This is a genomic window from Streptomyces sp. NBC_01166 (assembly GCF_045039765.1).
Taxonomy (GTDB): domain Bacteria; phylum Actinomycetota; class Actinomycetes; order Streptomycetales; family Streptomycetaceae; genus Streptomyces.
Genome location: NZ_CP108613.1, coordinates 8649414 through 8667943, shown reverse-complemented (window position 1 = coordinate 8667943; position 18530 = coordinate 8649414). Strand labels below are relative to the sequence as shown.

The window sequence follows — 18530 nt, the reverse complement described above, 5'->3', positions numbered from 1 at the left end:
AAACAACCATTTATGAGACTCACCGTACGCACAGCCCATGGCCTGAGGTCCACTGATGGCGGAGCGAGGGCTCACGTCAGCCGATATCGGGATCCGTAAGGGATGCGGACGTGTTGCCGGGGAGTGGGTCCATGAGCAAGCCATCGAAGGCAGCCGGGCCGCAGGAGTTGCACCGGCAGCTCGGGGTCTCCGACGCCGTGGTGATCGGCCTGGGGTCGATGATCGGCGCGGGTATCTTCGTCGCTCTCGCGCCAGCCGCGACCGCGGCCGGTTCCGGGCTGCTGATCAGCCTGGCCCCGGCCGCGGTGGTCGCCTACTGCAACGCGACCTCCTCCGCCCGGCTCGCCGCCCGCTACCCGGCCTCCGGCGGCACCTACGTCTACGGCGGCAAACGGCTCGGCGACTTCTGGGGCTACCTCGCCGGGGGGCCTTCGTGGTGGGCAAGACCGCCTCCTGCGCGGCTATGGCCATCACGGTCGGCTCGTAGGTGTGGCCTGCCAGGCGCATGCCGTCGCGGTCGCGGCGGTGGTGGCGCTGACCGCGGTGAACTACGCCGGGGTGCAGCAGTCGGCACTGCTGACCCTGGTGATCGTGGCCGTGGTCCTGGCGGTGCTCGCCGCCGTGGCGGTCTCCTCGCTCACCTCTTCCGCGTCGAGTGCGGCCCGGCTCGGTGTAGGGGACGACGTAGCCTTCGGCGGGGTGCTCCAGGCGGCGGGCCTGCTGTTCTTCGCCTTCGCCGGGTACGCGCGCATCGCCACCCTCGGCGAGGAGGTCCGCGACCCGCAGCACACCATCCCCCGGGGAATCTCGATCGCCCTCGGTATCACCCTGGTCGTCTACGCCGTCGTCGCCATCTCCGTGCTGGGCGTCCTCGGCCCGCAGGGTCTGGCACAGGCTGACGCGCCCCTGTCGGACGCGACCCGTGCGGCGGGGGCCGACTGGCTGGTGCCGGTGGTGCGCGTGGGTGGGGCGGGGGCCGCGCTCGGTTCGCTGCTCGCGCTGATCCTGGGCGTCTCGCGCACCACCCTGGCCATGGCCCGCGACCGGCACCTGCCCCACGGCCTGGCCGCGGTCCACCCGAAGTTCAACGTGCCGCACCGCGCCGAGCTCCTGGTGGGCGCGGTGGTGGCCGTGGTCGCCGCGACGGCGGACGTGCGCGGGGCGATCGGGTTCTCCTCCTTCGGCGTCCTGGCGTACTACGCCATCGCCAACGCCTCCGCCTGGACGCTCACGCCGGACGAGGGCCGCCCGGCCAGAGTGATTCCTGTCCTCGGGCTGGCTGGCTGCCTCATCATGGCCTTCGCCCTCCCGCTGTCCTCGGTGATCTGGGGTGCCGCGGTCTTGGCCCTCGGTGCCGCCGCCTCCGGGGTCCGGCGCGCGGTGGCCGCCCGCACGCCGTGACCTGTTGGTCAGACGGTCATCCGATGGTCTGGCCGGCGCGGCGCAAACGGGTCAGCGCCCCGCGGCCGAGGAACACTGCGCCCAGCCCCAGTGGGACGGCCACGACGGCGCCGACGAGCCCGTTGCCGGTACCGGGGCCCCGCTGGAGGTGGCCAGGTGCAGCACCGCGAGGACCGTGCCGAGCGCCCCTGCCCCGATGGCCAGGTTGGCCCCCGTCCGCCCGTCGCCGATGATCCCGCCCTCAGCCGGCGCTATCAGTACTGCCGAAGTGCTCATACCGCTCTCCTCCTTCTACGTCGCTGAACCCAAGCTGTGATGCGTCTTGAGAATGCGCCCCGTCCCCCTGCGGGTCGTCCAGCAGGCGCAGGCACTTTCCCCTGCCGCAGGTGCGGCAGCCGGGTACTGCGGATACGGCAGGCGGCGCGCAAATACCGCGCCCGCAGTAGTCGGCCGCTCGTCCGTGGGCCGGACTCGCCAGCCACCGCGTCCGGTTACGGTGCCCCCATGAACAAGGGGCGGTTCACTGTTCCGGCCAAGGTCACCGACTGGTCGATCGCTGCGGGGGTGGCGGCACTTCTGCTGGGCACCGGACTGTCCGGGCCCCAACCGTCCGGGGGCCGCGAGGTGCTCGGCCTGGCGCTGTTGGCGGCTGGCGCGCTGGCGCTGGCCGCGCGCCGTCAGGCACCGCTCGTGGTGGTGGCCGTCGCCGGGCTGTCCGCTGTGGGTTACCAGGCGGCCGGGTTCGAGGTGCTCGCCGTCTCCTACCTGGTCGCGGTGTACAGCGCCGTACGCGCAGGGCACCGCGCCGTCACCTTGGCCGCGTCCCTGGGCCTGCTGGCCGCACTCCTTCTCACCTCCCTGGTCTTCCCAGGCGGTCCTGCGCACATCAAGGGCCTGGGCAAGCTCCGCTACGTCGGGCCCTCCACACTGCTTCATCAGTTCAAGCGCCAGGCTGTGCGCTGAGAACGTCGCCTCGAACTCCACGACACGTTCGTCTCGTTGGCCTACAGCCTGATCTGCCGGCGCCGCCTGAAGAGAGCCGCTTCGTAATCGTGTTACGGCGTCATGGCGAGGTCCGGCCGGGTAAAAACCACCGATGCCCTTTGGGGTGCGTACGGGGAATTGCCGGTCCGGGGCCGGGAGTGTGGCTCATGCCTGGGAGAGCGCATACCCCAGATACGTCACCACCGGGTTGCCCTCCGGCTCGAGCACCATGTCGAAGAGCTCCGGCAGCTGCTCGTCGGTCAGCGTGCCACGCCTGCGCCCGCGCGTCGCGCGCACCAGACTGCGTACGTCGCGCGGCTTGAACGCCGAGACATCCCTTGCGGACAGCCCTGCCCGGTCGAGGGACCCGGCGAGCTCCGCCGGGCGGCGCAGCCGGTGTGCGGCGTAGCGGCCGCGGGGCATGATCCGTGTGCCCGGGAAGGCTTGGAAAGCGACGAGGTAGATGAGGCGGGACACGGGGGTGCGGTTCACCGTGTCGTAGACGAAGGCCCCGCTTGGGCGAAGCACGCGCGCCGCCTGCGCGAGGACCGCGTCCGGCCGTTCGGTGATCTCGAGGGTGTCGGCGCAGTACACGAGGTCGAAGGAGTCGCCCGGCAGGTCGAGTTCCTCCGCGGGCGTCGTCAGGTACGTGACGCCGACACCATCGTCCGCGTCCAGGGCGAGGGCCGTCGCGGCGGGGGACGGGTCGGCGGCGACGACCTCGAAACCGAGCTGGGCGAGGCGGCGGGCCAGAAGGCCGCGCCCGCTGCCGATGACGAGTGCCCGGCTGCCGGCCGCCGCGAGGCTCAGCTCCGACAGCACGTGCTGCAGGTACTCCAGCCGTACGGACTGGAAGGCCATGGCCCGGATGTGGCGGCCGTCGACGGCCGAGGCAGAGTCGAGGGCGATGTGCGGGGCGGCGGTCATGTCAGGCTCCCTCGACGTGGAGGATCAGGTTCCCTGAGGGAACCTAGCATCGACGGGTTCCCTCAGGGAACCTGTCGTCGATACGATGGAAGCGTGACCCGCACCCCCCTTTCCGCCGTTGCGTGTTCGATCGCCCGCGCGACCGATCTGTTCGGCGACGCCTGGACGGCGCTGATCATGCGCGACGTCCTCATCGGCATCCGCCGCTTCGACGAGCTGGCGGACGACCTCGGCCTGTCTCGCAAGGTCCTCGCCGCGCGGCTGACCCGGCTGGTCGAGGAGGGCGTGCTGACGCGCGAGCGATACCAGGCCAGCCCGCCGCGCGAGGAGTACGTGGCCACGGAAAAGGGCCAAGAGCTCTACCCCGTCCTGCTGGCGCTGATGGCCTGGGGCGACAAGTGGTACTCGGAACCCGCGGGGCCGCCCGCCCGGATCCGCCACGACGCCTGCGGACACGTCACCACGCCGGTCGTGGCCTGCAATGACTGCCGGGAGCCACTCACGGTGGCCGACACGACACAACTGCCCGGCCCCGGCGGACGGGTGGGGCCAGGCACGCGACTCTTGGGACCGCTGATCGCCGAGCGGGGGCGCAGGGCACACCTCAGCACTCCGACGGAGCTCTGACGATTGTCGCCGTGGCTGAGGAGGCCGGCGTGACGGACCTATCGCAGCGGACGATGCCTCACGCCGCGATCCTGTGCTCTGTCCGTACTGAGCTCCGCGACGCGCCAGAGTTCGACGAAGGCCGGGTCGAGGATGTCGCGACTCCCCCAGTGGACTCTGAACCGCACGCCGGTCCATGGATGGCCTGGCGCCCGGCCACGGTGAGCTGGTCGGCGACCTCGGCGGCTGCATTCGACTTCAGCGGGAGCGTCTTCCCGACCAGCCGCAAGCGTCCATGGGTGTCGAAGCGTCCCAGAAGCAGGACGTGGGGGCGACGGAGTGAGGCAGTGACGCCGCCGATGATGGCCTCGGTCACCCACGCCCTTCTCGCGCAGGGGGCCGCCGAGGCCGCCACAGACACCGCGATGCAGGTACCCGCAGACGCGGAAGACTGGCACGGCTCGGCGCATCGATGACGCCCTCCTGGTGGACAGCGACGTCATCGCCGAACTGCCGCGCTTCCCGGAACTGGGACGGGCTCAGTTCGAGCTGGGCAAGCTGCCCCCTACTTCATCTCCGTCCAGCACTACCTGAAGGCCGAGCATGCCGCGGGCACTGCGGTGGGACCCGACGCGGAAAGCGCCACCAACCAGTTCCTCGGCATGATGCCAACTACGTCCTGTGGCCAAGGATGCTGCTCGCCGACTGGAGCCCCACACCTGCCGACGTCGCCCACGCAGTCGAGGAGGCGGTCACAACGATGCTCGCCCGCTACGGCCGCAGTGCCGGCGAACCGCAGCACTCCTGAGGGCTCCGGCGCCGCCGCAGGTGCGGACGGCGCCCACCCCTGGACCCCCGGAACGCTGCTGGAGACTGCCGGTCAGCGCTGTGGCGGCCAGTAGCCATCATCGGCGACCAGGGACCCGCCCGGCGGCCGTGCCGCCGCCGGGAATGTAGACGGTGTCTCCGACCGTGGCCGCGGCGGTGCTGTAGCGCGGCCCGGGCATCGGCGGCCAGGCGCTGTCGGCGGTTGCGGGCCTGTCGGCGCACCCTCGGCCCCTTGAGTATTCCGCAAGTCTCAATAGCCGCACTTGCCCGTATCTCGCCGTCATCGAGGGTGTGGCAGGGTGGCGGGCGACCCGGGGTGGCCGGCTGGTTCGTGTGCCCGGAATCGGCGACGGAACGGGCACCCCGCGCGTAGTTACCCCTCAGGTGGCCTGCCTTGATAGGGCGGCGGCCAGGAGCGTGACGACGTCGGTCTCGTACGGGTCGGTGAACTGCTGGTGGTCGCTGACGGCGAACGGGCCCGCCTCGCGGCGACCTTGAACCTTGGGCGGACTGTGGTCGCCCGCCCCACCAGCGCGGCGTCGATCCGGTCCGCGTCCCAGGAGGCGTCCTGGGCCTGGGTGTACGGGCCGAGCCGGAGCAGGGTGAAACCCTGGCGGGGGTCGGCACGGCGGGCTTCGACGTAGACGGCGTAGTGCGCCGGTGGCATGCCGACGTCGTCGGGGAGGTCCAGGCTGGCGTAGTAGGAGGAGCGGGTCACGTGCAGCACCCGCCGCAGCAGCGTGACCGGATAGTTCGCCTTCTCCGCGTGGATCAACCGGTACAAAGCGGTCACCGATCGCTCTCCTTCACGGAGAAGGCCGTCGGTTCTTTCAGGATCTCGATCGTCTGCTGCTGCTCGCGGTTCTCCTTGCACAGCCGGCGAGTTCCTCGCGCTCGGCGCTGGCCAGCTCGACCGGGGCGCCCTCGCCCCGGTCGGCTTTGGCCCGGCGGTACCAGCCGCGCAAGGACTCCGAGCTGATGCCGAGTTCCCGGGCGACCGGCGGTGACCGTCTTGCCAGAGGAGTCGACGAGCGCGATCGCGTCGCGCTTGGACTCCTCGGTGTACCGCTTCGTGTACTTGTTGCCCACCTGGCGCTACTTCCTCTGGAACCTCAGGGTCCCCGTTTCCAGGTGTCCACGATCAAGGGGAAGCTTCACGGCGGGAATCCCCCGGGATCGAGGTCAGAGGTCACCTGAGGGGCTGAAGGCGGCGTCGAGCAGACGATTGAGGTTCTGATCGAGGCTGCGGGTAAGCGAAGGGTAGGCGTGCTTTCCGAAGTGCCTGTATGCGAACACCCTGCGGAAGTCCTGGGCGAACGCCGGGGCAGCGGCCTGAAAGACAGCCGCCTCTCTCTCGCCCAGCGTCTGGAGCACGGGAACATCGATGGGCCGGGTCTTCTCGAATATCCCCGCCCGCTCGTGGGCGGGTGACCGCCACGCGGACATCGCGATGAAGAACCGTACATCACCCAGCCCCACGTCCCGCCCGCGTGCCTGGCAGTGGAGAGCCGCAGAGGCGATCGCAGCGCCTTCACCGAACCCGGCGACGCCCTCAATCGGTCCATGGTCCTCTGCCACCGACTTGAGGTACTGCAGCGCCTGGTTCAGAGACCTCTCGGGATCAGCGATCTCCACGCCGGCCGACGGGCCGTGGTGTTGTTGCCACAGCTCCGGAAAACCCGCTCTCCACTCCCGGTAGGTACCCGCCACATCGTAGAGACCTTCCTCGACCAGGGAGTCCAGGCCCCGGATTTCGAGTTGGTCCGCGCCGGCGAACGCCGGCATCGGGTAAGGCGCGTCGGGGATGACGAACTCGAGGTCCTCGCGCCTGGTCCAGCCAGTCTTCCTCAGCATGGCGCGCGCCAGGCGCCCATCAGTCCCCTGCCCCGGCAGGAACAGCACCCGGTGCCGGCGCGGCACGAAGATGCTCACGGAGCCGAAGTCGGTATGCCTGACACGTCGCTCCACGGGGAAGGAAGGATTCCTTCGGTGAAGCAGCGACAGGGTCGGGGACATCACACCCCAAAGTCCTTCGCCCCCCGTTGGCGATTCCCCCATCAGCGCGGCGTACATCTGCCACTCCGCCTCCCTCTCCTTCTGGAAGCGGTCGAACGGGCAGAGTTCCACGGTTCGCGATGCCACGTTCTTCTTCGCCCGCTCGATGAAGTCCCACAACTCCACCAGCAGACTCTCGGAGGAGGACTTCTCCGGGCTTTCGACAGAACTCCTCTCGAACAACGCCTTCAGCTCGGCGGGGTTGTCCCGGAAATGCAGATACGCTTCAGCGAATGCCTGCAGGAAGAAGACATAGCTCGAACAGAGCAGGGATTTCGCCCTCCGGGGAATCTGCGCGCCGTCGTTGTAGGTGAACAGGTTGGGGTCTCCGTCGACCCAGAGCCCTTCCACTGTGCTGTCGTTACCGAAGATCTTCGACAGGACGCTCCGGTCCGTGTGCGATCCCAGGCATTTGAGCAGCACATCGGCCTCCACCTCCTTCCCGTCCAACGTGACGACCGAGTGAGCCGCCACGTGGTCGATCTCGCTCTCCATGACCGTCACCTTGCCGAGCGCCTGCGCCAGGAAGTACACATCCGAGGCCGCCGGAACCGTGGACTGGTCCAGCACGAAACTTCCGTCCGCTTCACGGGAGAGCGAAGGAAGAGCCTCTATGTCCACACCGCAGAGGTCGTAGAACGGCCGCATGATGCCGACCACGTCGTTGAGCGGCGTCGGCCCCTCGCTCGAGTTGACCACCCAGTTGCAGAGAGTCGACACGACGAGGTTTCGTCGCCGACAGATGATCGTCACATGGCGCGCACCGTTCTCCAGGGCGGTCCGCATGTTCTCCAGGGCGAAAGCGCCGTGTCCGACGATCACCACGGATGCGTCCTTGAACGTCTCCGGTGGCGTGTCATCGGCGACCCCGAGCCCGACATGCCCGGCGAAGAGATGCTCTTCACGGAAGCGATGCTGCACGGGCTGGTGCAGCCCACCCGTGAGCGCCGCGACACCCGAGACCCGGACGGACTTGGCAACGCCCCCTTGAAGGTATTCGGCCTCGTACTCCTGCTCTCGGACCTTCCTGACGGACATCACTTCGCAGTTGAAGTGCACGGGCTCCTTGAGCTCGGACGACACGGAACTTGACTGCTGGAGGACCTCGTCCCTGCCGGGGAATACTGCTCGCCATCGGTGGTCACCACGCGTCGTGGGCGACGCGCTGTCGAAGCTGTACGCCGGAGAATCGATCTGGACTCGGGAATCCGCGTTGGCGAGCGAGCTCCACACACCGCCCGCACAGTCCCGTTTCTCCAGAACGATGGCTGCGACGCCCAGTTTCTCCAGTCGGCGGGCGAAGCTGATACCGCCCATGCCTGCCCCTATGACGAGGATCGGCAGACGCGAAGAAGCCGGTGTCTGCGAAGCAGCGGGCACCCAAGAGGCCGGCTCCTTCGGCGCAGGGACATCGCCCGGGCCCGCTACCGGTGCCTCGGCCGTCTGCCGGGCGGGGGCGGTGGCGATAACGGTGGCGGTGGCGGTGGCGGTGGCGGTGGCGGTGGCGGTGGCGGTGGCGGTGGCGGTGAAACGTGACACGAAACGGTTGGCCGGCGACACTCTGTCCCACTCCACGGGGGAAACGCAGACTGTTCCCCGCTCGGGCCCGGCGAGCAGCCGGTTCAGAGCCGTGGTCCCCAGCGCCTTGCCGAGCACTCCGAAACCCGAGGTCCTCGCGCGCTCGGCGGCCTCGTGACGCGCCGTGGTGCCGGTGTCGGACCACGCGCCCCACTGGATGGAGAGCACGGGTTCACCCCGCAGCGACCACGACTCGGCCAGGGCGTCCAACGTCGCGTTCGCCGCGGCATACGGTGTCCGGCCTATGGCCCCGAAGACCGAGGCGGTCGAGGAGAACAACACCAGGAAGTCCGGCGGACCGAAGACACTCCGCAAATTCTTCGCGCCGTCGACCTTGGCCCCGTAGGCCTGCTTCAGCTGCGACTCCGACTGGTGTGCCCACACGCCATCGGCGAGGACGCCCGCAGCATGCACCGCTCCGGCCACCGGCGGCATGCCGGCCCGCGTCATGGCGTCCTGCGCCCGCCGGACACTGCGTAGATCACTCACATCACACGTCAGGCACTCCACCCGCGCGGACCGACGCAACACCCCGACCTCAGGCGGCACGGGGGATTCGGCGGGGGGCGACGGGGACAGCAGCGCCAGATGCCGCGCTCCCCGATCCACCAGGAACTCCGCCGCCACCAGACCCAGATCGCCCGTCCCTCCGCTCACCACGTACGTCACATCCGGACGAGCAGCGAACCCCTCGTCGCCGAGGGAATGCCGTCGCAGCCTCGGGACTTCGAGGACGCCAGTTCCGGTGAACCGGTACTCCTCCTCCAGTCGGTCACTCCGGCTCAGTGTCAGCGCTCGTGACAACTGCTCCGCCGATGCTTCGATGCAGTGGACCGCCAGATCGAGCCGCTCCAGCCGGGCGGTCCGGCACAGCCCCCACAGTCCCGCATCGTCGACCGCGCCCGACACGGGGAGGAAGACGATTCTTCCCGGAGACGAGGGGGCCCCCTGCGAACAGGCCTGCAGAACTCGAAGCCCCCGCAGGACATCGGCCTCTCGCCCGTCGCTCAGCACCGCGACACAGCCCCACTCCCGCTCGCCGAGCACGTCGTCCAGCGCATCCGAGGCGCGCACGACGCGGTTGACCCACCCGCCCGGCAGGTCGACACCGACGGCTGTACCGGACAGCAGCAGATGTGGACCGGGCAGCGAAACCCCCGAGGGCGCGTCCGCCTCGACCCATACCGTCGAGTAGAAACAGTCGGTGGCCGCAGAAGGGGGCACGGCAGCCGTGGAGGCACTCGCCGACCCGCCCTGGGCTCGCGGGACCGGCCTGGGCTGGGGGTTGGGCGCCCCATCGGTCATATCGGTACTCCCTGTTCGCATACTGTCGGCAGAGGTTTCTTGGTGCGCTCTCCGGTACCTTCCGAGGTCAACTCCTGGAGGCCGCGTGACTGCCGAGATCCCGGAACTTCTTGGTCGCGATGTTCAGGCAGAGAGTCGGCGACAACCTGAAAAGCCACCAGAACAGCTTCCAGACCGCGGGAACCACGATGATTCCCTTGTTCTTGGCGACCGCGTCGAGTGACTTCTTGACGAATTCCTCCGCCGGTATCGGTTTCTGCTCCTCCCACATCTTCCGCGTCATCTCACTGGTCACTCCCTCGACGCTGCGGCCGTACACTCCTCCCTCGATGAGTGGGGTCCGGATGACGCCCGGGCACAGCACGCTCACGCGTACTCCGAGCTGGGCCGCCTCGATGCGCAAGTTGTGCGAGAGCCCGACGACCGCGTGCTTGGTGGTGACGTACGAGGTCGTCCCCGCGCTCGGGACCAGGCCCGCCAGCGAGGCGGTGTTCACGATATGACCGAACCCCTGGGCGATCATGAGGTTGTAGGCGGCCTGGACGCCGTTGACGACTCCGAGAACATTGACGTCGATCATGCGCCGCCAGTCCTCGATCTGATAATGCCGGGCGCCCGCCCCCATGCCGTGGCTGATGCCGGCGTTGTTGAAGAGGTAGTCGAGGCGCCCGGTGCGCGCGACGGTGTCCTTCACCAGCTGTTCGAAGTTCGCGTGGTCGGTGACGTCCAGCCGAACGGCGGTCGCCTTTCCGCCGGTCCCCCGCAGCGCGGTGGCCAGTTCTTCTGCTTGTCCGAGCTGCAGATCGGCCAGGACGACCTCGCAGCCTCGGGCCACGAGCTCCTCGGCCAGCGCACGGCCGATGCCCGACGCGGCACCGGTGATGATCGCGGTGGCGTCCCGATAGGTCCTGATGGCGCTCAAGTCCGACATGAACGGATGTCCCTCCTGGAATGCGACGTGCCCTCAGTCGCGGGTTGCGGCTGTCTGTGCCTGGAACTCGCGGAGCGAGCTCAGGTCCTGTCCGAATCGATTGATCGTGTGCACCTGCGTGGAGCCGCTGCCCGGCGGCAGGATGTACTTCACGAACGTCGCGAGTGTCGCGCTGGGCCCGAGATCGACGAAGGTCGCGTCGCCGTCAGCAGTGATCTTGTCGATGGTCCGCGCGAAGTCCACCGGGCGTCTCATCGCTGCCCAGATGCCGTCAGCCGTCAGCTCCACGACCCGGTCCGTCGACGCGGACGAGACCATCGGGATCTTCGGCGGGGCGAAGCTCGCGCTGCCGAGGAGGGCGCGCACCTGATCCTCGACGGGGCTGATGAGGGGGGTGTGCACCCCGTAGTTGACCGGGAGGCGCTGGCAGACGACGGACTCCCGCCCCAGGGCTTCTTCGAGTTGCGCCACCGCCTCGACCCGGCCGCTGACCACGAAGTTGCCGTTGAAGTTGCGCCCCGTGACCCAGCAGTCGGCGAACAGCCCGGCGTGGCTGCGCAGGATGTCCTCCGGGCAGAGGACCGCCAGCATGCCGGCCGGCGGGGTCCGCTCGGCCAGCATCCGTGCGAAGTCCACGGCGAAGGAGAGGGCGTCCTCCAGCGGGAGCGCCTCCGCGACCACGGCCGCGGTGATCTCGCCCAGGCTGTAGCCCACCAGGAGGTCGGGTTGGTACCCCATTTCCTGTATGACCCGGGTGAGGCTGTACTCGACGCACAGCAGTGCCGCGTTGGAGTCCGCCAGCGAATCGAACGGATCGCTCTTCCTGCGGTCCGGGGCGAAGAGCGTGTCCACCACCGACGTGCCGAGCACCGGGAAGGCGATGTCGTCGCAGTGGTCCAGCCACAGCCGGTAGCGCGGGTGCTGCTCGTAGAGCTCGCGGGACATGTGGAAGTACTGAGAGCCCTGCCCCGAGTACATGAACACGGTCGGTCGCATCGTCTCCGCTGCCTTCGAGGGATCCGCGTCGTGGCTCCGCCGCGCGCTCGCCGTCACCATTGTTCGAGGCAGATCGCCGAGCTGATGCCGCCGAAGCCCATGCTCAGGCTGACGGCCGTGCGGAACGCGTGGTCCTCCGCCTTCTCCCGCACCCAGGGGAAGGCGGCGTCCAGCGGATCGTCCAGATTGCGGGTCGGGTGCAGCTTCTGCTCCCGCATCTGCAGGAGCGTGGCCACCACCTCCACGGCACCGGCCGCGGCGAGCCCGTGCCCGGTGATCGACTTGGTCGCGTTGATACGGGCGTGGGTGAGCCCACAGCGCGCCAGCGCCTGCAGTTCGACCGCGTCCCCGGTGGGCGATCCGGTGCCGTGCGGGTTGACGTAGTCGATGGCGGACGCGGGCATGCCCGCTTCCCGTAGTGCGCCCTCGACGACAGCCACCTCTCCCTCCAGTGACGGGTGCGGGTTGCGGGTGCCGTCCATCGCCGTGGCTCCGCCGCGGAACCGCGCGTACGGCGTCGGATGCCGGCGCCCGTCCAGCCGCTCCACCACGATCGCGGCGCATGCTTCGCCGAAGACGAAGCCGTCGTGGTTCCGGTCGAAGGGGCGACAGGCCGCGGCCGGATCATCGGCCCAGCGGTGGGAGCCCATGGCGCCCATGGCCCGGAACGCCAGACATTCCCAGTACGACAGGTCCATGAGCGCGCCCAGGGCGATGCAGACGTCGACCTGGCCGGACTGCACCGCCCGCACGGCTTGGAGCACCGCGAGCAGACCGCTGGCCGAAGCGCCGCCGAGGGTGTGGGCGAAACCCCGGATCGGGAACTGCTCGGTGCAGAACCCGCACAGGTCCGAATCCATGAAGCCCATGCCGTACGTCGGGCGCAGGAACTCGGGCCGGTCCGCGTGGCGTGCGTGCAGGAGGGTCAACTCACGCTGCTGCACGTTGGATCCGCCGATAACCAGGCCGATGCGGGACGGGTCGGCAAGGTCCAGCCCGGCCTCGTGCCACGCCTCGTGCAGGGTGGTCAGTGCTGCCTTGGCGGAGAGTGACGCGGTACGCAGGGTGCGCGCCGTCATGCTCCCCGGCAGGACCGGCTCCCCCATCTCGGCGCCCAGGAAGGCCGCCGTGTCGTCGGCTGAGCCGGCCGGCACCTGTCGCCCCGGGCGCTGCATGACCCCGAAGGCATGGTGGCCGTCGAGAAGCGCTGCGATGAAGTCGTCCTTGCCCTGCCCCACGGCGGTGGTGACGCCGAGGCCCGTGACGACGACATCGCGCGTGTCAGACCGCGGACTTGTCATGGATGAGATCCGCCAGCTCGCCTATGTTCTTGGCATCCGCCAGCTCGACCAGGGGGATGCTTACCGACAGCGCTTCCAGGGTCATGATGATGATCTCGGCCCGGTCGATGGAATTGGCCCCCAGGTCGCGCAGTGAGTCGGAGGGCTGGAAACGGTGGTCCTCCAGTTCGGGGACCACCTCGCGGACGTGCTCCACGATCAAGTCGAAGACGCGGGATTCCGGCATGTGGTCAGCCTCCTGTGTAGTGGGACGTGATGAGTGCCCGGACCTCGGGCTGGTGAAAGGTCTTCGCATGCATGGCCACCTCGCGCTCGATGTAGTGCGGGAGTTCGGCGCGGAGTTCGGACACGAGATGGCTCTTGAGTGTGACCAGGGAGATCCTGGGTTTCTCGGCGAGGCTCTCGGCCAGTTCGAGGGCGTGGGGCAGAACCTCGGCTCGTGGCAGGACGGGGAAGGGGACGCCCCGCTGCTTCAGTTCGTGACCGTAGTAGGTCTTCGCCGAGAGCAGCATCTCTCCTGCCAGGCTGGAGCCGAGCTTCCTGGGCAGGACCAGGGTCGCGCCCATGCCGGGAGTGAACCCGTACTTCATGAAGTTCGTGGTGTAGATGCTCTCCTGGCTGAGGATCACGAAGTCGGCGAACATCCCCATGGCGAAGCCCCCGCCGATGCCGTGGCCCTGCATCGCGGCGATGACGGGAACGGGGCAGTCCAGGGCCAGGCCGTAGATGTCGGCGTCGGTGAAACTGATGCGCCGCTCCTGGATCAGCAGCAGGCTCTCCTTGGTACCGCCGCTGGCGAAGTAGTTGCCGTAGCCGGTGAGCACGACGGCTTTGCACCGGTCGTTCGCCCCCACCTGTGCGAAGGCGTCCTGGAGGCCGGTGATGAGCTGATCGGAGAAGGTGTTCTTGTGGACCGTGTCCTGCATCGTGATCTGGACGACGGAGGGGGTGATCTCCCGGTATTCCACGGGTCGGTTCTGCATGTCTACTCTCCCTCCCAGGGGAACTGCCCGGTGGTCACATAGCGCTCGATCTTGCGCAGGTTCTCCTTGTCCGAGAACACCTCCTGGTTGGCCGCGACGGCCTTGTCCCGGGAGGGGATCAGGATGTCGTCGAGCTCGCGCAGGTAGTTCTTGTAGCGCGTCACTCCTGTCTTGGGGAGATAACGCAGCCGTAGGAGGTGCCGGCGCAGCAGGTTGTCGCTGTTGTCCGCGCCGGCGTCGACGAGGTGCCAGGCCACGGCCTGTTCGGCGGTGAACGGCTGGGTCATCAGCGTGATGAAGTTCGCCTTGGTCAGCCCGACCTTCCGGATCAGGAAGGGCAGGACGCAGGCCGGCATCAGGCCGAAGAGCAGCTCGGACAGGCTGAACGTCACGGTGTCCGCGCACAGCACGATGTCGCACGCGGCCACGAACCCCACGCCTCCGGCGTTGACCTTGCCGCGCACGTGCGCCACGGAGACGAAGGATCCGAAGGCCAGCGAGAGCCACAGGTCGTACAGGTCCGCCGCCGGCGATCGCCCGTCCCCGCCGACGCCGCCCCCGTCCCCGTGCCTGTCGCCGTCCCCTGCTGCGATCTCTCCGAAGTCGGCGCCCCAGCAGAACACCTCGGGCAGGCCTTCCAGGACGAGGATCTTGGCGTGTTCCTCGGCGAAGCGCACCACCTCGGTGCACTCCTCGACCAGGCGGCTGCTGATGGTATTGCCCGCTTCCGGCCGGTGCAGCTGCAGGAAGCAGATCTCGTTCTCGAAGCGGACGTTGACGGTGTCGTACCGCGCCGGGTTCAGGACACCCACTGGTACTCCCGGTGGAACTCGTCGATCTGCTTCAGGAAGAGCAGTTCCCTGCCGAGCGCGGCACGGGCGTGCGGGATGACGTCGGTGTTCAGGACGGCGTTGCGGGTACCGAACTTCACCGCGTGGTTGGCCCGCAGCAGGGCGTCGTACTCCGGCATCGTCAACTCGTAGCGGGAATCGAGGTGCTTCTCCATCCCGAGGCCGCGGGTGCGGTCCTGGCTCTCTTGGCGGGACACACCGCTGAAGAACTCGGAGCAGCAGCCTGAGCCGTACGAGAAGACGCCGATGCGCTGGGGGCTGGAGAAGTCCGCGTTGTCGATGGTGCTGGCCAGCGACAGCATCGTGGTCGCACCCATGACGTTGCCGACGCGCTGGCAGTAGGTCAGACCGGGGTGCATGCGCCGCTGGAAGTCCTCCTCGATGGCCGCCGGACGCGCCTTGGCTATCTTGCGCATCAGGTTGCGGTGCGCCCCCTTGATCATTCCGCCGAAGGGCGTGTGGAAGGCGAGGTAGCCGAAGGTCGACACGAGGTCCACGTCCCCCACACGCCGCTGGTACTCCCGGAAGGAGTTCTCGCAGCAGTCCAGGTAGGACAGCAGGGACAGGTCCGCGTTACCCGCTTCGCTGTCGGGCAGGGGGCGGCAGGTGTCCATCACCTCGTAGCCGTAGTAGCCGCTCGCGCCGACATCGATCTGGAAGACGTGCGGGGTGTCGCTGATGATCATCGCCACGGCGCCGGCGCCGCCGCTCGGCTCGGCGAACGACCAGTCCTCGGAGAGCGCGTCGCCGCCGTCCGCGACCATGAAGCGCGTGATGTCGGTGGCGATCACCAGGGCCTTCGCCCCCGGCGAGGTTCCCGACAGGATGAAGTTGGCCGCTGTCTGCAGTGCCGCGACACCCGAGTAGCACGCGTTCTTGATCTCGAAGAGCCGGCAGTTGCGGTTCAGCCCGAGCAGGTCGTGGAAGTACGTGCTCATCGACTTGCCGAAGTCGAACGCGGACTCGGTCGCGGTGATGACCAGTTCGATGGAATCGCGTTCCTCGGGCGACAGGGCGTCGATGAGGGGCTTGGCCGCGTTGACACCGAACGTCACCGGATCCTCGTAGGGCAGCGCGACGGTCTTCTCCTTCATGAGGAGGTTGGCGAACCTCGCGGTGTCGAGTCCGCGGTGGTTCGCCAGCTTCTCCACGTCGAGATAGCAGGTGCCGGCGAAGATGTTGAGTGCTTCGATTCCCACGGTCGTCATCAGTTCTCCTACGGGGCTTCTGGTCGGTTCGGTCCGGTTCACTGCGTGGCTGGGACCGGCTCCAGCTCTTGGAGGTCGAAATATCCCCGGTAGCCGTGCATGTAGACGGCGGCCCGGTGGCCGAAGAGGACACTTGCCGCCGTGGCGGTCTCCAGGTGGCCGTAGTTGCCGGTGGTCGACCGGAAGCGCGAGCCGATCGCATAGCGCTCATTCCACTTCCGGACCAGTTCCACAGGATTCTCGCTCGACGTGCGCGCGACGGGCGGCGGAGTCTTCTTCTCGGCCGCGAGTTCGCGGCGGATCTTGGTCAGCAATTTCGTGAGAACATTGCCGTGACCGATTTCTTCGAATTCCATACCAGAATGTTCAAGCAGGTGCTCCACCGTGTCGGACCACCGCACGGCATTGACCATCTGCTGCGCCAGGGACTCCTTGGCCAGATGGTTTTCGTACACCCTCGCGGTGACATTGGAGACCACCGGTATACGCGGTTCAGAGAATTCTATTCCGCCAAGGAACGCGGCGAACTCGGCGCGGGCCGGCTCCATGTACCGGGAGTGGAAAGCCCCGCTCGTCCGGAGCGGTACGAACAAGTGGTTTCCGGTCTGGAACAGCGGCTTCGCGACCTCGATGTCCTCGGCGCGGCCGGACAGCACGATCTGCGACGGCGTGTTGAAATTGGCCAGGTCGACGGAGCCGAGCCCGTTCTCCGTGAGGATGGTCCGGATCTCGGCCTCCGACGCGTTCAGTACCGCGGCCATCCCGCCGCCCGACGCCCGGCCCATCAGCTCTCCGCGCTTGCGCACCAGCAGCAGGCCCGTCTTGAAGTCGAAGACCTCGGCCGCCAGCAGCGCGTTGTACTCGCCCAGGCTGTGACCTGCGACGAAGTCCGGCACCCGTCCGGTCTCACGGAGCTTCTGGTAGTAGGAGAGGGCGTTGACGACGTACATCGCGGGCTGGGTGTACTGCGTCTGGTCGAGCAGTTTGTCCGGATCCTCCAGGCAGAGGTCCTTGATGGAGTAGCCCAGGACCGAGTCGGCCGAGCGGGTGAGCTCCTCGAATTCGTCGAACAGGGAGGAACCCATTCCCTTCTGCTGCGCCCCCTGCCCGGGGAAGACGTAGGTCAGCATGGGAAATCCTTTCTCGTCGTCTTACACAAATCTTCGCGACGAACACGAGACCGTGTCGCCTACACCCTGCCAGAAAACCTACGCCGAAGTCCTCCCGCATTCCAAGAGAATCGAGGAAGCCTCACGCATCAGCTCCATCGCCATCCGGTCCGGATGCCGATTTCTCCAGCTTTCCAACGGAGTTCCTCGCGCCCATTGGTTGAAAGCCCCCAGCGCAGGCCCTGTGTGAATCTGCACATTGGCCCGGTCCAGATCGGTGTCCAGGAACGAGAGGCGGCTCGTGTAGCCGTAGTACCAGCGGAATATGAGCGCCATGTGGCGTTTCGGACTGCGCTCGGCCCGCTCGATCTCCGACTCGCGGCCCGTCTTCCGCAGGTGCTCACAGGTTTCGCGCCAGACCTCGTCGACACTCCTCTTGAAGTAGGTGTCCTGGATCTGCCGGCGCGTGCCCTGCGGGATCTCCTCCCACGAGTCGTAGGTCTTGTACAGCGTGTGCAGCCGGTTCGCGCGGGCGGGGAACAGCACGCCCTTCTTCAGCACCTGGACCAGGGCACCGATCTCGAACATGTCGCCCGCGGGGCAGTAGTCGGTGTCCTGGACGTCGATGGTCTGCAGCCGGTCCTTCACCGCGTCGCTGATGCCCGCCTCGACCGTGCACTGGTTGATGGAACCGGTCATGACGAAGTCGGCACCCATGGCGAAGGCGGCGGCGACCGCGTGCGGCGTCCCGATGCCCCCGGCGAGTCCCAGACGGATCTCGTCGGTGTACTCGAACTCCCGGGTCATGCGCTTCCGCAGGCTCTGCAGGGACGGCAGCAGCACCGTGGAGACCCCGCGGTCGGTGTGGCCCCCGGAATCCGCCTCGACGGTGAGGTCCTGCGCCACCGGAACCCCACGGGCCAGCTCGGCCTGCTCGCGCGTGACCCGCCCCTCCGCCACCAGTTGCGCGACCATCTCCTGCGGCGCGGGCTGCATGAAAGCGCGGGCCACCTCGGGCCGCGAGACCTTGGCGACGATCCGCGTGTCACGGGCGGTCCCGCCGTCCCGCCGGGACCGCAGCCCCGACAGATGGAACAGGACCAGGGCCGGGGTGACCTTGATGAAGGCCGACGCCTCGACGACGCGCACTCCGTGGGCGAGGAGCATCTCTACGACGGCCGTCTCCCGTGCCGGGTGCTGAAGGTCGCACAGCAGGTTGACGCCGAAGGGCTGGCGGGGCGCCAGGTGGCGCCGGATGTGCGCGATGTCGTCCGTCACCCGGGCGGGGTTCAGGCCGGCGGCGCCCAGAAATCCCAGGCAGCCTGCCCGCCCCATGGCGACCACCAGCTCCTTCGAGGCGATACCGCGGTACATCGACCCCGACAGATAGGCGTAGTCGACGCCGAAGGCACGGCGGAAGGACGCACTGCCCAACCGCCCCGCGTCGGTCTCCCTGTGTTCCGCCAC

General features: G+C 68.1%; 16 protein-coding genes and 2 pseudogenes. 4 read left to right on the top strand and 14 right to left on the bottom strand.

Annotation, left to right across the window (positions count from 1 at the left end):
* Positions 1-131: 131 nt before the first annotated feature.
* Positions 132-1401, top strand: a pseudogene (locus tag OG379_RS39035) (APC family permease).
* 16 nt (positions 1402-1417) lie between these two features.
* On the opposite strand, the gene OG379_RS39030 reads toward OG379_RS39035, so the two are convergent.
* Positions 1418-1504 (bottom strand): hypothetical protein, encoded by an 87-nt coding sequence (locus tag OG379_RS39030; RefSeq protein ID WP_405668818.1) that lies wholly within the window; start codon positions 1502-1504, stop codon positions 1418-1420.
* 401 nt (positions 1505-1905) lie between these two features.
* On the opposite strand from OG379_RS39030, the gene OG379_RS39025 reads away from it, so the two are divergent.
* Entirely contained in the window at positions 1906-2364 is a 459-nt protein-coding gene (locus OG379_RS39025) for a hypothetical protein (protein ID WP_405668183.1), read from the top strand.
* A 186-nt stretch (positions 2365-2550) separates the two neighbouring features.
* Here OG379_RS39025 and OG379_RS39020 read toward each other — a convergent pair whose 3' ends face one another.
* Entirely contained in the window at positions 2551-3312 is a 762-nt protein-coding gene (locus tag OG379_RS39020) for a class I SAM-dependent methyltransferase (protein WP_405668181.1), read from the bottom strand.
* Positions 3313-3405: 93 nt separating this feature from the next.
* Here OG379_RS39020 and OG379_RS39015 point away from each other — a divergent pair, with 93 nt between their 5' ends.
* Both OG379_RS39015 and OG379_RS39010 read left to right on the top strand, forming a co-directional pair.
* Positions 3406-3939, top strand: coding sequence for a winged helix-turn-helix transcriptional regulator (locus OG379_RS39015; RefSeq protein WP_405668179.1), 534 nt, complete (start codon positions 3406-3408; stop codon positions 3937-3939).
* 477 nt (positions 3940-4416) lie between these two features.
* A pseudogene (locus OG379_RS39010) lies at positions 4417-4726 on the top strand (TetR/AcrR family transcriptional regulator C-terminal domain-containing protein); the annotation flags it as partial.
* 393 nt (positions 4727-5119) lie between these two features.
* Here the strand turns inward: OG379_RS39010 and OG379_RS39005 are convergent.
* The 12 genes from OG379_RS39005 to OG379_RS38950 all read right to left on the bottom strand — a co-directional run bounded on the left by OG379_RS39005 (position 5120) and on the right by OG379_RS38950 (position 18530).
* Positions 5120-5539: a hypothetical protein gene (locus OG379_RS39005; protein WP_405668177.1), complete on the bottom strand. Its 420-nt coding sequence runs from the start codon at positions 5537-5539 to the stop codon at positions 5120-5122.
* A complete protein-coding gene (locus OG379_RS39000; protein WP_405668175.1) occupies positions 5536-5835 on the bottom strand; it encodes a hypothetical protein in 300 nt (99 codons plus the stop codon). Before OG379_RS39000 ends, OG379_RS39005 begins: the two co-directional genes overlap by 4 nt.
* Positions 5836-5928: 93 nt before the next feature.
* On the bottom strand, positions 5929-9684 hold the full coding sequence (locus OG379_RS38995) for a KR domain-containing protein (RefSeq protein ID WP_405668173.1): 3756 nt from the start codon (positions 9682-9684) through the stop codon (positions 5929-5931).
* 67 nt (positions 9685-9751) lie between these two features.
* Complete coding sequence (locus OG379_RS38990) at positions 9752-10615, bottom strand: SDR family NAD(P)-dependent oxidoreductase (RefSeq protein WP_393761442.1); 864 nt, start codon at positions 10613-10615, stop codon at positions 9752-9754.
* A 33-nt stretch (positions 10616-10648) separates the two neighbouring features.
* Entirely contained in the window at positions 10649-11611 is a 963-nt protein-coding gene (locus OG379_RS38985) for an acyltransferase domain-containing protein (RefSeq protein ID WP_405668170.1), read from the bottom strand.
* A 53-nt stretch (positions 11612-11664) separates the two neighbouring features.
* Positions 11665-12912 carry a beta-ketoacyl synthase N-terminal-like domain-containing protein gene (locus OG379_RS38980; protein ID WP_405668168.1) on the bottom strand — a complete coding sequence of 416 codons (1248 nt, stop codon included), beginning with the start codon at positions 12910-12912 and terminating at the stop codon, positions 11665-11667.
* Complete coding sequence (locus tag OG379_RS38975) at positions 12893-13138, bottom strand: acyl carrier protein (RefSeq protein ID WP_393761436.1); 246 nt, start codon at positions 13136-13138, stop codon at positions 12893-12895. Before OG379_RS38975 ends, OG379_RS38980 begins: the two co-directional genes overlap by 20 nt.
* A 4-nt stretch (positions 13139-13142) precedes the next feature.
* Positions 13143-13895, bottom strand: a complete 753-nt coding sequence (locus OG379_RS38970; protein WP_393761434.1) for a polyketide synthase — start codon at positions 13893-13895, stop codon at positions 13143-13145.
* A gap of 2 nt (positions 13896-13897) precedes the next feature.
* A complete protein-coding gene (locus OG379_RS38965) occupies positions 13898-14707 on the bottom strand; it encodes an enoyl-CoA hydratase/isomerase (protein WP_393761432.1) in 810 nt (269 codons plus the stop codon).
* On the bottom strand, positions 14695-15954 hold the full coding sequence (locus OG379_RS38960) for a hydroxymethylglutaryl-CoA synthase family protein (protein WP_405668165.1): 1260 nt from the start codon (positions 15952-15954) through the stop codon (positions 14695-14697). The genes OG379_RS38965 and OG379_RS38960 overlap by 13 nt, the downstream gene beginning before the upstream one ends.
* A gap of 38 nt (positions 15955-15992) precedes the next feature.
* Positions 15993-17084 (bottom strand): ACP S-malonyltransferase, encoded by a 1092-nt coding sequence (fabD, locus tag OG379_RS38955; RefSeq protein ID WP_405668164.1) that lies wholly within the window; start codon positions 17082-17084, stop codon positions 15993-15995.
* Positions 17085-17162: 78 nt separating this feature from the next.
* Complete coding sequence (locus OG379_RS38950; protein ID WP_405668162.1) at positions 17163-18530, bottom strand: PfaD family polyunsaturated fatty acid/polyketide biosynthesis protein; 1368 nt, start codon at positions 18528-18530, stop codon at positions 17163-17165.

Coding starts and splice junctions, on each gene's coding strand:
- OG379_RS38980 (WP_405668168.1), bottom strand. CDS start 12,912: ATGACAAGTCCGCGGTCTGACACGCGCGATGTCGTCGTCACGGGCCTC.
- fabD (WP_405668164.1), bottom strand. CDS start 17,084: ATGCTGACCTACGTCTTCCCCGGGCAGGGGGCGCAGCAGAAGGGAATG.
- OG379_RS39020 (WP_405668181.1), bottom strand. CDS start 3,312: ATGACCGCCGCCCCGCACATCGCCCTCGACTCTGCCTCGGCCGTCGAC.
- OG379_RS38970 (WP_393761434.1), bottom strand. CDS start 13,895: ATGCAGAACCGACCCGTGGAATACCGGGAGATCACCCCCTCCGTCGTC.
- OG379_RS39025 (WP_405668183.1), top strand. CDS start 1,906: ATGAACAAGGGGCGGTTCACTGTTCCGGCCAAGGTCACCGACTGGTCG.
- OG379_RS38990 (WP_393761442.1), bottom strand. CDS start 10,615: ATGTCGGACTTGAGCGCCATCAGGACCTATCGGGACGCCACCGCGATC.
- OG379_RS38975 (WP_393761436.1), bottom strand. CDS start 13,138: ATGCCGGAATCCCGCGTCTTCGACTTGATCGTGGAGCACGTCCGCGAG.
- OG379_RS38995 (WP_405668173.1), bottom strand. CDS start 9,684: ATGACCGATGGGGCGCCCAACCCCCAGCCCAGGCCGGTCCCGCGAGCC.
- OG379_RS38985 (WP_405668170.1), bottom strand. CDS start 11,611: ATGCGACCGACCGTGTTCATGTACTCGGGGCAGGGCTCTCAGTACTTC.
- OG379_RS38960 (WP_405668165.1), bottom strand. CDS start 15,954: ATGACGACCGTGGGAATCGAAGCACTCAACATCTTCGCCGGCACCTGC.